This window comes from Desulfovibrio sp. MES5 (assembly GCF_002237645.1).
GTDB lineage: Bacteria > Desulfobacterota > Desulfovibrionia > Desulfovibrionales > Desulfovibrionaceae > Desulfovibrio.
Genome location: NZ_MJUZ01000032.1, coordinates 121729 through 135779, shown reverse-complemented (window position 1 = coordinate 135779; position 14051 = coordinate 121729). Strand labels below are relative to the sequence as shown.

The following is a 14051-nucleotide window of genomic DNA, read 5'->3' as shown; positions in this document are numbered from 1 at the left end:
CGGGAAAATAGAAATCAATTATCTTATCACTATGGCAGAAAAAACAACAACAGAACCCCCGCAGGGTGAATCCGGCCGCAAAGGAGCGGGCAGCGCGCTGTCACGGCGTGCGTTGTCTGTTTTCCTGTGCAAGGGGCGCTGGTGGTTTATGCTGCCTGTCGCCTTGCTGGCTCTGTTTATGCTCTGGTTGCAACTGGCGCCGTGTCGGCATCCTCTGGAAGGCGTCAGTTTTTCTCGTGTGGTGCGTGACAGCAAGGGCGGGCTTATGCGCCTGAGTCTGTCAAAAGATCAAAAATATCGCGCATACACACGCCTTGCTGATATACCCCCGGCAGCGGTGGACGCTGTGCTGCGCTATGAAGACCGCTATTACTGGCATCATCCTGGCGTCAACGCGCTGGCGCTGGCGCGGGCGGGCTACGGGCTTCTGACAGGCAAGCGCCTCATGGGAGGGTCAACCATCACCATGCAGGTGGCGCGCCTCACCTATGGGCTGGAAACAGGAAAAATCGGAGCCAAGCTGCGCCAAATCCTTCTGGCTGTGCAACTGGATTGGAACTTCAGTAAGGAGGAAATTCTTGAGGCCTATTTCAACCTTGCCCCGTATGGCGGCAATATTGAGGGCCTTGGTGCGGCGGCTGCTGTCTATTTCCACAAAACTCCTGAGGAGTTGACGCCAGGGGAGAGCATGTCCCTCATGCTGGTGCCGCAAAATCCCGTTCAACGGCGTCCTGCGCAAGACAACCCGCATTTCACTGCCGCACTGCACAGGCTGGAGGCTGCATGGCATGGTCGTAAAGAACACGCTCCGCTCCGCGTATTCGGAGTGGGTGATCTGCCTTTTGCCTCTCCGCATCTGAGCACGGAGTTTTTGCAGCAGCCACAAGGCGGCAATCAGTTGCGCACGACTATTGACCCTGCCAGTCAGAAAAAAATAGAACGCCATTTGCGCCTCTTTACAGCCAGGCAGCGCGCGTATGGTCTTACCAACGGCGCAGCGCTGCTGGTGCACTGGCCCAGCATGGAAGTGCGCGCTCTTGTAGGTTCCGCTGATTTTTTCAGCGACGGCATTATGGGGCAAATGGACGGCACCCGCGCGCGGCGTTCACCGGGTTCCACGCTCAAGCCCTTCATTTACGCTTTGGCTCTGGATCAGGGGCTGATCCATCCCCTGACGCTCCTGGCCGATACGCCGCGCAGTTTTTCGGGCTATGACCCGGAAAACTATGATGGAAGCTTTCGTGGTCCCATAGGGGCGGCTGACGCCTTGAGGAGCAGTCGCAACGTGCCAGCCATAGCCTTGGCAGCCCGCTTGAAAAATCCCAATTTTTACGGATTCTTGCGCAGCGCTAGCGTCGAGTTTTTATCTGATGAAAGTCATTACGGGCTCAGTCTTGTGCTTGGCGGCGCGGAAGTGAGCATGCGCGAACTGGCTGGTCTGTATGCCATGTTGGCCAACAAGGGTGTATGGCGTCCCCTGCTTTTACTGCACGGCACAGGTCGTGAAGACGCCGCTTTGCCCCTGCTGTCGCCGGAAGCCGCCTTTGTTACACTTTCCATGCTGGAAGAAGGTGATCCGGATCGTCAGGTCCGCTCGCAACGCGGCGCGATGCTTCCGCTTCGTCTTAAAACGGGCACGTCCAACGGCTTTCGTGACGCCTGGGCCGCAGGCATCGTGGGGCCTTACGTGTTGGTGGTCTGGCTGGGCAATTTTGACAACAGGCCGAATCCGCTTCTTGTGGGAGCGATATCAGCGGTGCCGCTGTTCACGCAAATTGCGCGTGAACTGGCTGCCTCCGAGCCGATGCAAGACCATTTTGCCGAACCGGCGCACGGGTTGAACGTGGAACGTATTGAGGTTTGCGCCGCTACGGGCGACCTTGACACCTCGCTGTGCGCGGACACCGCAAAAACCTGGTTCATCCCCGGTGTTTCGCCTCTCGCGCCATCAGGAGTATTCCGCTCCATACTCGTTGATAAAACCACCGGGCTGCGGGCCTGCATGCCACAGGAAGGCCGTACGGAAGCACAGACTTGGGAGTTCTGGCCGACGGATCTTGCGCAGATGTTCGCACGCGCTGGCATGCCCAAGCCTGAACCGCCGCCTTTTGCACCCGAATGTGGGGATAAAAACGCCGCATCGGGCAATCCCCCGCGAATTGTCCAACCCAAGGACGGCTTGGTGTACAGGCTGAGTCTGAGCGACAAGGGGCATGAAAAGCTGGCGTTTATCGCTCATGCGGAAGCTGGCGTCAAACATCTGCACTGGTTTGTTAACGGGAGCTACCTGGGCAGCAGGGCTCCGGGCGAAATTCTTTTGTGGCAGGCTGTGCCTGGGGACGCCGAAGTCCGTGTGGTGGATGATGCCGGGCGGGCAAGCCAGAAGCGTCTGCGCGTCCGCGTTTCGCAGTAACAGGCAGGTTATCGCCAGCACAATGAGAGTAGATACACTTTGAGATGGTGTACTGCCTGGAAGGCACGTTTGCTGTAAGCCCTCTTCAGACCAGAAAGCTCGTTGTACTGACTAAAACGCGCTAAGAGTTTTAGGGGGTGGGGGCATGGGTCCCTTTTGCAAAAAGGTCTCTCCCCCACAGAGCATTTCAAAAAATACCCTGCTGCGCCCCTTCCCCACAGAATATTTCAGGTGAAATTGCTTCAGTCCATCTGCTTCTGATGCCGCCATGCTGCCCGCAGCGCCATCTTTTATTACACTATGGCCGTTGGGGGCGGCGCACAAAGTAGCCGACCATACCCAGAACGCAGGCTGGCGCAATCCAGCCAAGACCGGCAGCGCTGAAGGGAAGGTGCGGCGTGATAACCAGGGGCAGGCCGTAATCTTCCAGAACGTTGAGGCCGCTGGTGAGAAGGGCTCCTGCCGTGGCGAACCTGAAGATGTTGTCATTGGCGATATGTTTGTCAAAGAGCGAAAGCACAATGACCACAAGGGTTCCAGGGTAGAGAAATGTCAGGATGGGCGCTGCAAAGGCGATGATATTGTCCAGGCCGAAGTTGGATACAAACATGCTGAAAAGGCCTGTGCCGATCACAATGGTTTTGTAGCTGAGCCGTCCCTTGCTGAACTGGGAGATGAAGGTTCCCGTTGTTCCGATAAGCGCCACAGACGTGGCCATACAGGAAACCGTGACAATGACGGCCAGCAGAACCGTGCTCGCGCTGCCAAAGAGCCTGCCCACCAGTTTGGTGACCAAGGTACCTTTTTCCATATCCACAGGATAATAGGTCGAGCCAGTGGCCCCCAGATAGCACAGTCCGAAGTAGATGACAAAAAGCAGGGCGCCGGCAACCAGGCTGGCAATACCCACGGAAAGAGCCTTCTGACTGCCAGTCTCATAGCCCTTGTTTTTCAGGGCGGTGACAATGATCAGGCCGTAAACCACAGCCGCCATGACATCAAGGGTCTGATAGCCGGAAAGAATACTGTGCCACGCCACATTGTCGTCGCGTACGACATCGCTGATGGGGCCAATGGGCATATACAGGGCGGCCGCCACAATAAGCAGAAAACCGCCGATCTTGATAGGGGAAAGGTAACGGGCAATGACGTCTACCATGTTGGATTCCTTGAATGCCAGCATGGTGGATATGCCGAAAAAAGCCAGTGAATAAATGACCTTGGCGGAGCTTATACCCTTGGAGGAATACCCCAGAGGCGAAAAGGAGATGGCAAAAGCTGTGGCCCCGGTGCGCGGTATGGCAAGCAGGGGGCCAATGCAAAGGATGATGGCGCACATCATGAGCATTGCCGCCGTGCTTCCAAGGCGGTGCATGATGCCTTCCTTTTTGTCGATGCAGGAAGAAGCCAGCATGGCGTAAATGGCCAGAAAGGCAAGCCCCACATCAGCCATGTAATAACAGAGAAATCCCAAAAACCATTCCGGTCCTGCCGTCAGCCCTATATATGGGGGAAATACCACGTTCCCCGCGCCAAAAAGCATTGAAAACAGCGCTGCGCCAACAATTATGGAGTCGCGGACAAGGGATGGTTTCATTATGTGTACTCACAGGCTATGCCAAAATGGCGCGCGTTAGGCCGCGCACTTCTGGACGCAGATTACGGGTTTGGAGCGATTTAACCTTGAAACTGCGCTGGCGGCTGCGCACGCAGCGCACGCCACGAAAGCACAAACGCGGTTTTTCCCCGCTATGAACGCCCGAAGCGGGCGAAGCGAAAACATCTGGAATATCTTTTCTCAATATTGATCTGTTCCAGGCGGGTGGCCATTGTGCCTCGCTGCATGCCTGGAAAAGGCAGAGCCAGAGATAGCAGAAGTCGCATCAGCATGCCAGCGCTCATTTTATGAAACAGGACTGCCTAACGTGCAATTTGGGCGTGAAAAAGCGCCCGCAGTGTTCCGTAAAATGGTTCTGCGGGCGCTTTGTGCGCATGAGGCTTATGGCGCGCTCGTGCTTGCCGTGAAGGTCTGAGCGCGGTGTCTCTGCGCTTTCAAGCTTCGAAGCCGGTGTATCCTGAACTTTAAGGATTTATGTTCCCAAAGTTCAAGCTCTTCCGTAATCAGGCGTTGGGCGCTGGCCAGAATGTGGAAGCCTTGCGGCCTTCGTGGTCCAAAGCCCAGCCTGCGAACCAGCCCACCAGCGAGCAGGCCAGCCCCACAAAGAAGGGCGGAATAAGCGCAGCCTGCATCCCCAAGACAGGGGTGGGGGAGACGGCCTTGTTGGCCAGCAGATACCAGAGCAGACATGAGGTAAAGCCGAAACCGCAGCTCATGCACGCGGCAAGAGAGCTGCGTTTGCCAAAACGCACCAAGGCCACATAGCTGATAAGCACGGTTGCGCCTACTATGCTCCAGCTGGTGGTGCACAAGAGAGCGATAAGCTGCCCCTTGATCTGCGCGCTGCCGCCGGAAACCACAACGCAAAAGACAATGCCCAGAAACCAGGAAAATCTGGTAGCGGGCTTGCCCGGCAAATCTTCGGCAATGGCTGATACCGCAATATGATAAAGGGCGGTAGCCGTTGACAAAGAGGCAGACACAATGGCCAGCACAAAAACCTGAAGCCCGGCGTTGGGCAGCAGCATTTTTACAAGATGGGGAACAACCTCGTCGGCCGAGGCAATTTCCGGCAAGATAATACGTGAAAGGGCCGCCACAAAATAGGTTCCGCCCACAAGCACGGTGAGCACAAGCATGGCCAGCGGGACGATGCGGTTGATCTGGCGAGGGGAATTAAGGGCAAAGTGCCGCTGCATCATCTGGGGCTGCGACCACACCGCCACGGATGTGACCATGACAAGGGAAATAACAAACCAGCCTTGTTCACCCATGGATAGCGCAAGAAAACCCTCATTGGCCCGTTGCGTAGGGGCAAGTTGAGCCAGCTGTGCAATGCCTTCAAGAGGGCCGCCCACCTTGTTGAGCACAGCCCAGATAAGCAGGACAATACCCACCAGCATAACAACGCCCTGCATGGCCTCGGTGTAGAGGACACCGCGCAAACCGCCGATGAAAACCACAACGCCAACGACCGCAGCCGCGATCCAGACCAATGCCCATACGGGAATGGGCAATATCTGGGCAAGCATGAGCGCCGCGCCTTTAATAACCGCAGACGCGTACACGCCAAGAAAAATGGCGAATATCAGCGCAAGAGCCTTGCCGAGCATGGGGCTTTTGTGCCCCCTGGCAAGAAGTTGCGTGGGCGTCCTGGCTTGCAGGTTGCGCTGGCATATCCTGGTCGGCCATGCCAGATAGCGGTAAACGAACCATGTTCCCAGCCATACGTTGCCGGCAGCCACCAGCAGCATCTGTAAGCCGTACAGATATGAAAGTCCGCCGAAGCCCACCAGGGCAACGGCGGAAATGTAGGTCGCCACATAGGCCAAAGCCTGTATGACAAAACCCACACGGCCCGTGGCCATGGCATCATGTCCTTGTCCCTTGCGCGCAAGCCAGATGAAGGCCGCGATGTAACCGAGCCAGATGAGAGCGTCGCCCAGCATGTCTATCCCCTTTGAGTCTGGCGCACCAGGTTGATGAGCGCCAGAAAAAAGGAGCCGACCAGTAATGCCATTGCGATGAGCACCGCGGTATCCATCAACTGTAGCGTTGAAATCAGGTCCATGAGCCCTCCGGCAGATAAAAAAGCGCAGCATTAAAAAAGCCGCCGACCCCTTTGGTCGGCGGCTATGTTGCCTGAATCAGCAAAATGGCCATAACTCCGCGATCCTGGGGTCAGTGTATGACTCCGGTAAAATAATATCGAAAGTCGCGGGTGGCGCTTAGTAGTTTCATGACTGAGATCTACATTTTCTTCATGCCACTGTCAATAAAACCATGCAGGGCATAGGCAGTATTATGCTCAGGCTTTTATGGACCTGGCCACGAAATCAAGCACATCCTTGTACAAGGTGGGCATGGCGTAGGGGGTGAGCACGCGGGTACGGTTGGCGCCGACCATTAACGAGATGATGACCTGCGCTGTGGAGCTGCTGTCAACCGTAACAAGGCTGCCATCCTCGATGCCGCGTGCAATGACTCTTTCCAGTTCCTGATGCACCTGCGAAAACATGGAATCCATGATATCGCGGTCAGTCTTGGTCTTCATGTCGCTATATGGTGAACAGCGCACAAGCACCAGCCAGTTTGAGTCCTTGTCGATGGAAAAATCAAGATAGGCCTTGCAAAAGCGCATGACGCCATCAAAGCCCGAATCAGCCTCGGCTGTGGCCTGGCGTAGCCTTTTTAGAAAATGCTCAAGTACATCCAGCCCACAGGCCAGAAAGAGCTTTTCTTTGTTGCCGTAATGATGGGTTAGCAAGCCTAACGCAACTCCGGCCCTGTCTGAAATCTTTTTGAATGTGGTTTCCACATAGCCACATTCGCCAAACAAATCCTTGGCCGCCTGAAGTAATGATTCTTTTTTACTTTTGTTCATCATAGTTTTCGCGGGCACCGGTTGAATGGTCATGCATCATTTTTACTGCTACTTTATCAAGTTAGCTGCAATTGTGCGTAAAGTCAATACAGAACTACACGTCCGTGAATCCTCTGGCGCGTCTCAGTGCTCAGCTGCGCTTGCTGCGCCGGAAGGCGTTTTGCGCATAGTCACCCAACCGTTCGAGCCTTCTGTCCACAAGGTCATACAGGCTGCCGCGTGAGAAGCCGCCATTTTTCAGTCGACGTCCAGCGGCGATGCCAGTGAGCAGCAACAGGGCTTCTTCAATGCGGCGCACGGCATAAATGCTGAACTGTTTATTTTCAACAGCCTTGAGCACTTCGGGTGAAAGCATGAGGTGGTCGACATTATCATTGGGTATGATGACGCCCTGTGTGCCCGTAAGCCCATGCCTAGCGCAAACCTTGTAAAAACCTTCAATTTTTCGGGTGACGCCGCCCACGGCCATTATTTGCCCCGAATGGCTGACCGCGCCTGTAAAGGCCAGGTCAAGGCGTACCGGCACTTCGGCCAGCGCCGAGAGCAGGGCGACAAGTTCCGCACCTGAGGCGGAGTCGCCTTCAATGCCCGCGTAGCTTTGCTCAAAGTACAGCGAGCCGGAAAGCACAAGAGGTTTTTTGCGGGCAAAAAGGTCAGTCAGGTAGCTTTTAAGAATCATCATGGCCTTGGTGTGGATAGGCCCGCCCAATTCTGCCTCGCGCTCAAGGTCAATAATGCCTTCATGCCCCACGCCCACAGTGCAGGAAATGCAATGGGGCAGACCAAATTCGAAATCCCCGTGCAGGGTGACTGAAAGCCCGTTGACCTGTCCAATGGCGGAACCGGAGGTACGAACCTTGATCATCTCGCGGTCGTATTCCTCCATAAAGATTTCTTCCACAAGGTTGGCGCGGTAGGTACGCGCCGTATAGGCTTCCTCCAGAATGGGCGCGGTGATGATTTCCTCTCCGCGCATGGTTGCGAGGGCAGAGGCTTCAATCATCAGTTCCCGCAGCAGTGGGAACTTGAGCGAAAGGCGGCACTGGTCTTCACACAGGTGAGAGCCCAGATCCACAAGCCATGCAAGAGCCGTGCGGTCAAAGGGCGGCAGTTCACAACCCTGAATGATATGCGCCACATTGTTGAGATAATGTCGGATGTTGGTCGCGTTGCGGTCCGCTTCGTCAGCCATGTGCGCCTTGATGCGAAAAAGCTTGGGAAAGCGGTCGTCGTTGACAAGCAGGCCTTCGTACAGCTCTTCGCCGCCAATGAGCACGACTTTCAGATCCAGCGGCAGCGGGTCGGGGGTCAGGCCCTTGGTACGGATGGCAGTATCCGGAGCCTCGCCCGAATCCTCAATGCGGGCCTGGTTGGAGCGCAACGCGCGCAGCAGTCCCTCCCAGGCCGTTGGGTGCTGCAACAGGTCTTCAACATGGAGGACAAGAAAGCCTCCGTTGGCTTTATGCAGGCTTCCCGCACGGATGAGCGTAAAGTCTGTCACCAGCGCGCCCATCTCCGACTCCCGCTCTATGCAGCCAAGCAAGTTCACGGCGGTGGGGTGGTCATCCACCACAATGGGCGCGCCCTGCTGGTCGCAGTTGTCAACCAGCAGGTTGACCGCATAGCGGTACAGCACACTGTCCGCGCCTGATGCGCCGTGGATTTCGACCCCAAGTGAGGGCGGCACGCCGTCTCTTTGCAAAAACGCTTCGGTATTCTTCAGCATATCTTCGCGCAGGCTGGCAAAATAGCTGATCAAACCATCGCAGGCGCATGCCTTGAGGGTTCGTTGCTCAAGAGGAGCAAGCAGGGCGTCAAGCACCTGCCCCATGGCTTCGCGCTCCAGCCCACGTTCATCATCCTGAAAACTTTCTTCAGCCTTGTTCAGCTGACGCATGAAGCCAGCCATGGACTGCACCAGATTGTCGCCCCGGCTTTTAAGCTTTAAGCGGATTGCGCTGTCAAGATTGTCGAACTCCTCTTCATTCAGGCGCTTGCCCTCAACCAGAGGATAAAGGGTCAGCCCGCCGTTTTCATCCATATCAAGGTTGAATCCCTTGTCCACGGCAACGGAGTTCATTTTGCGCAAAAGCCCCATGCGTGCGGTCTGGAACTTGTCCACAAGTTTGGCGCGGCGCTTCATATAGGCGCTGGCTTCAAAGCGGCGGGGCAGTTCCTTGACGATGGCGTCTACCAGCTCTTTAAGGCTTTGCTTGAACTTTTTGCCTTGCCCTGCTGGCAGGGCAAAAAGCAGCGGCCTGTCAGGGTCGGCGAAATTGTGCACATAAATAATATCCGGCGGCGTAGGCGCTTTGCGCGCCTGTGGCCGCAGGTAGTTGAGCAGCATGTGCGTACGCCCGAGATCTGTTTCGCCGGAGAGATATACATGGTAGCCGCGAGCCTTGATCTGCAAAGCAAGATCCAGAGCCTGCATGGCGCGCGGTTGGAAAGGGTTTTTCCGGCCGTTGCGCTGGGGAGGGATACCCCGGCTGTCGTCCCAGGGGATACGGACCGGGTCCAGCGTGGCATGCAGCCTGGAACCGGGCAAAGGTGAGATTTTAGACATATTTATCTGATATACCTATGACTGTCGGTAAAGTTTTTCAAGAATGGTTCGGCCGCCCTGGTCAAGAATTTCACTGGCAAGCTCAAGACCCCATTGGCGGGCCTGAGAAGTATGGCCCTGCTTTTGCGCTCTTAAGATGCGGCTTCCGTCCACTTCGGCCACCAGGCCTTCGAGAAGGAGCGTGTCATCATCGAGCAAACGCGCGTGCCCGGCTATGGGCACCTGGCATCCGCCCTCAAGACCAGCCAGGAAACCCCGTTCAGCTTCAACGCATACACGGGTGGGCGTGTCTTCCAGTTGCGCCAGAAGCGCAAAAAGCTCGTAATCATCCTCACGGCATTCGATGCCCAGAGCTCCCTGCCCGACGGCAGGAAGAAAAACCTGCGGGTCAAGCGAATGCATGCAGGGGGCGGTCAGCTCCAGCCGGTTAAGACCGGCCGAGGCCAGAACTATGGCGTCGTACACGCCGTCCCGCAACTTACGCAGCCGCGTGTCAACGTTGCCGCGCAGGCTCTCGATGCGCAGGTCAGGCCTCTGGGCCAGAAGCTGCGCCTGTCGACGCAGGCTGCTGGTGCCGACGCAGGCATTTTGCGGCAATGCAGCCACAGAATCGTACTTGCAGGAAAGCAGGCAATCGGTGGGGTTTTCGCGCGGGGGAACGCAGCCAAGCAGAAGCCCCTGGGGCAGCTCCATGGGTACGTCCTTCATGCTGTGCACGGCGAGGTCAGCCTCGCCGTTGAGCAGGGCTTCTTCAATTTCTTTTACAAAAAGACCTTTACCGCCCACCTTGGCCAAAGGAACATCAAGGATGATGTCCCCCTTGGTCTTGATGACGTTTAACTGAATTTCAAGCTCTGGCGCTATGGCCTGAAGACAGCTTTTGATATGTTCAGCCTGCCAGAGGGCCAGGCGACTGCCGCGTGTGGCGATTGTAAGGGTGCTGCGCATGCTTTTCACCACCTAATGGCCACAGCTTGCACAGTTGCCGCCGGAACAGCCGGCGCAGCCGCCGCCACTGCCGCCGGAAGATGGCGCGTAATCACCGCCATGAGCGCCGCCGCCGTGATGGGCGCAGCAAGACATGAGCTTATGCGTTGCGTCAGAGCCGCAATACGGGCAGACCGGGGCCGCATCGCCGTAAACCAGTTCTTCAAATTTTCGGTCGCATTTTTCGCAACTGTACTCATAGATGGGCATGATCAATCCTCTTTTACAGTATCCGCGTGCAGATAGGGCGTCAGGGCCGCCACATTTTCAAAAAGATAATGGTCTGTGAGCTGGCATAGCAGATGCCCGGCAGCAATATGAATTTCCTGAATCAGTGGCGTATGCGGACTGGGCACATCTAGCAGCATGTGGCACAAAGAGGCCATTTTTCCGCCGCCGCGTCCCGTAAGGCCAAGGGTGCGCATGCCCGCGTTTCGCGCGGCCTCAAGGGCCGCCACCACGTTGGGGCTGTTGCCTGAGGTGGAGATGCCCATCAGAATATCGCCCTTGCGCCCCAGCGCTTCTACCTGCCGGGAAAAAATCTGGCTGAAATCCAGATCATTGCCTATGGCCGTGAGCGCGGACGTATCCGTTGTGAGCGCAATGGCGGGCAGGGCGGGCCTGTCAATCAGGAAACGGTTTACAAATTCCGCAGCCAGGTGTTGGGCGTCAGCCGCACTGCCGCCATTGCCACAGAGTAAAATTTTTCCACCCTTGGCCAGGCAGACCGCAAGTTGCAGCGCCGTGTCACGCAGATTGACGGCCTGATCAGAAAAAAAACTTTCTCTCAGCCTGGCGCCGTCGCGTGCATGGGCGGCGATGATGTCAAGTGCGTTGTCATTCATGGGTGCTACGGCCTGTTGGGTTTGTGGCGTGGAAGATTCTGTTCATATGATAAAGCGCCTGCCCTGACAAGCAAGGTGCGGGCTTGCGATAAAAGCCTTGATAACGTAAATTGTTGACTTATGCAAAATCAACACAAATGCCACGTCCTTTTGGTTTGCAAAGCCCGCCATGACCGCGCTGCCGAGCTGGGCGAAGAAATTGGCGTATGGCTGAAAGGGCAGGGACATCATGCGGATGTTGTGGAGGCTGGCCAGGCCTCTTCTTTTTATGCTGCCGATGATCTTGATTTTGTGGTGGTGCTTGGCGGTGATGGCACCATGCTCGGGGTTGCGCGTCGGCTTGTGGGGCGCAACGTGCCCGTGCTGGGCATCAATTTTGGCCGTGTGGGCTTTCTTACTGACGCCCAGCCGGAAAACTGGCGTGAGAAGCTTGAAGAGTGCCTGCAAGGCCAGGAGCGCGTTCGCTCCTGCATGGCGTTGCGCTGGCTCCTAATCCGTAACAATATGCTGCTGGCCGAAGGCGCGGCCATCAACGACGTTGTCGTGAGCCGCGGCTCCCTGTCGCGCCTGGTCTGTCTTGATATATGGGCTGACGGGCATCGCATGGGCCCCCTGCGCAGCGACGGCGTCATTCTGTGTACGCCCGTCGGCAGTTCCGGCTACAGCGTCTCCGCAGGCGGCGCGCTTCTGTATCCTGCAATGGACGCCATCGGCTTCACGCCGATCTGTCCTTTCCTCAATATCATATCCCCGATGGTTTTCCCCGGTAATACCGATATCCAGCTCCAGGTGTTGCACGGCTCCACCGACTGTTACCTGACTGTTGACGGGCAAGAAGGGCAGAAGCTGGAAAAGGACGACGTACTGCGCATTTCGGGCTGGTCTGGCGCCGTGCAGTTTCTCGGTGAAGGCGCTTCGTTTTTTGAACGTCTGCGCAGCCGAGGTTTTGTTTTACAGGGGGCGGCGGGTAGCTACACGGGGGAAAATCAATGAACAAAGGGCTTGTCCCCATGAAGGTCCGGGATGTCCGTCTGGGGAATGATGTCCGCTTTGACGCATGGCTGTACAGCATGCTGATGGACAACAATATTGCGTACCGCATGAATCCGGACCTCATCGCGAGCCCCGAACAGATGTCCTTCATGGTGCATCTTGGCCCTGACCAGGTGTATCTGCCGTGCTCGGACGCCACGTTTTCCATGCTGTGCGCCACGACCCCCTCTGTGGATCTGCGCAACCAGTATAATCGTTCATGGCGCATCATCATGCGCCTGGTACGCTCGTTTGTGCCCGACAAAGCGCAACGCAGGCGCATTTTGCAGTTTTGCCGCTATCGATTTTCGCAGTACATAGCGCAGCATACCCTTATTCCATCGAGGCTGGTCAAAAGGATGACCGGACTTGTGCTAGCGCAGGGGCACATGCTGGACGATCCGTGGGAAGACAGACGACGGGAATCAACGGCGCAACAACTTGAACTGCTTGCCATGCCGGAGATTATCGCCAATCTTGAAGCCATGCCCAAGGGGCCGACGGCATCCAGCATTTCTGAGGCGCGCCGCCGCATGGATTATGCGGAGGTGACACGCTTGCTCAGTCTTTCTGCCATGTCGCGCGACTGGCTTGAAAGCGCACCGTCCACTGAAGAAATACGCAAAGCAATGGATGAGGCCTATACTGCCTGTGAAAGTCTGCGCCTCTATTTTGAGGCCAGCGCCGGGCGATCTGGCACCGTGCTTTGTCTCTGCGACGCCGACGGGGGTACCCTTTTTGACCTTGTGATGGTTCAAAGCCTTATTCGCATGGGACATAGGGTTATTTTTGCCGTCAAGTCGGGTTTTTATTTTTACGCGCCCACTCTGGAAGATGTGGAAACCGACCCGTCACTCAAGCCATGGCTGCGCGGAGGCATTGTTTTGCGTCAGGACAAGCTGAGCAAGAATGACCTGTTGCGCCATTTGCGGGAGCACCGCCTTGTGGTGATCGGCGACGGCACGCGCGAAAGGCTCAACCTGTACCGCGTCTCGGTGACGTTTTCCCGCGCCTGGAAAGAGGCAGACCTTATCCTCGGCAAAGGCTGGCGTGCCGCCGACGTCCTGCTTGGCACCAGCCAGGAATTCACGCGCGATATCATCTGCTACTGGCGCGACGCCAACGGCTTTCACATCAAACTGCGCAAGCACGCCCGTGAGGCCCGCAAATTCAGTGAAGAGGCCATTGCCACCCAGGCGGAAAACATCATTGCCAACATGCGCGAGGCCAAAGACCAGGGCCTGACAATCATGTTCTACAGCTGCATCATTGGCAGCATCCCCGGGGAAACGGCCACTGCAATCAGCCTGGTGCACGCCTTTGTGGACAATTTGCGCAAAAAAATGGATAATATCCTGATTATCAACCCCGCTGAGCACTTCATTGAAGGCATGGACGGGGATGACCTCATGTACATGTGGGAGCGCGTCCAACGAAGCGGTCTCATAGATGTATGGCGCTTTCAAACATTTGAAGATATTGAGGAAAGTTTTTCGCTTCTGGGGCGTAAGGTGCCCCCGCAGTGGTCCGGAAAGGATGCGACGTATTCCACCGGCTGCACCAAGGAGATGCGCATCGCTCTTGATGTGCAAGGCAAAAACCGTGAAATGCAGATCATTGGCCCGGAAGCCAGACTTTTTTTCCGCAGGGGAGAGTATGGCGTGGGCAAGTACTTTGACGCAAGCATTCCTCATCAGAGCTGATCA

The 14051-nt window shown here is 56.3% G+C and carries 10 protein-coding genes; 3 read left to right on the top strand and 7 right to left on the bottom strand.

Features of this window, described 5'->3' with window-relative positions; all coding sequences use genetic code 11:
• The first annotated feature begins 31 nt into the window (after positions 1-31).
• The gene (gene pbpC / locus BCS36_RS09610; RefSeq protein WP_291302674.1) at positions 32-2413 is read left to right on the top strand and encodes a penicillin-binding protein 1C; all 2382 of its coding nucleotides are present in this window, start codon (positions 32-34) and stop codon (positions 2411-2413) included.
• Positions 2414-2711: 298 nt separating this feature from the next.
• Here pbpC and brnQ read toward each other — a convergent pair whose 3' ends face one another.
• The 7 genes from brnQ to BCS36_RS09575 all read right to left on the bottom strand — a co-directional run bounded on the left by brnQ (position 2712) and on the right by BCS36_RS09575 (position 11313).
• Positions 2712-4010, bottom strand: a complete 1299-nt coding sequence (gene brnQ / locus BCS36_RS09605; protein ID WP_291302673.1) for a branched-chain amino acid transport system II carrier protein — start codon at positions 4008-4010, stop codon at positions 2712-2714.
• Between the two features lie 524 nt (positions 4011-4534).
• Positions 4535-5980, bottom strand: a complete 1446-nt coding sequence (locus tag BCS36_RS09600; RefSeq protein ID WP_291302672.1) for a sodium:solute symporter family protein — start codon at positions 5978-5980, stop codon at positions 4535-4537.
• Between the two features lie 359 nt (positions 5981-6339).
• Positions 6340-6915 (bottom strand): TetR/AcrR family transcriptional regulator, encoded by a 576-nt coding sequence (locus tag BCS36_RS09595; RefSeq protein ID WP_291302711.1) that lies wholly within the window; start codon positions 6913-6915, stop codon positions 6340-6342.
• A 130-nt stretch (positions 6916-7045) separates the two neighbouring features.
• Positions 7046-9481 (bottom strand): Lon protease family protein, encoded by a 2436-nt coding sequence (locus BCS36_RS09590; RefSeq protein WP_291302671.1) that lies wholly within the window; start codon positions 9479-9481, stop codon positions 7046-7048.
• 15 nt (positions 9482-9496) lie between these two features.
• Positions 9497-10429 carry a hydroxymethylbilane synthase gene (hemC, locus tag BCS36_RS09585; protein ID WP_291302670.1) on the bottom strand — a complete coding sequence of 311 codons (933 nt, stop codon included), beginning with the start codon at positions 10427-10429 and terminating at the stop codon, positions 9497-9499.
• A 12-nt stretch (positions 10430-10441) separates the two neighbouring features.
• On the bottom strand, positions 10442-10678 hold the full coding sequence (locus BCS36_RS09580) for a zinc ribbon domain-containing protein (RefSeq protein ID WP_291302669.1): 237 nt from the start codon (positions 10676-10678) through the stop codon (positions 10442-10444).
• Positions 10679-10680: 2 nt separating this feature from the next.
• Positions 10681-11313 (bottom strand): D-sedoheptulose 7-phosphate isomerase, encoded by a 633-nt coding sequence (locus tag BCS36_RS09575; RefSeq protein WP_291302668.1) that lies wholly within the window; start codon positions 11311-11313, stop codon positions 10681-10683.
• 150 nt (positions 11314-11463) lie between these two features.
• On the opposite strand from BCS36_RS09575, the gene BCS36_RS09570 reads away from it, so the two are divergent.
• The gene (locus BCS36_RS09570) at positions 11464-12306 is read left to right on the top strand and encodes an NAD(+)/NADH kinase (protein ID WP_291302667.1); all 843 of its coding nucleotides are present in this window, start codon (positions 11464-11466) and stop codon (positions 12304-12306) included.
• Positions 12303-14048, top strand: coding sequence for an ARMT1-like domain-containing protein (locus BCS36_RS09565; protein WP_291302666.1), 1746 nt, complete (start codon positions 12303-12305; stop codon positions 14046-14048). The genes BCS36_RS09570 and BCS36_RS09565 overlap by 4 nt, the downstream gene beginning before the upstream one ends.
• The last annotated feature ends 3 nt before the right edge of the window (positions 14049-14051 follow it).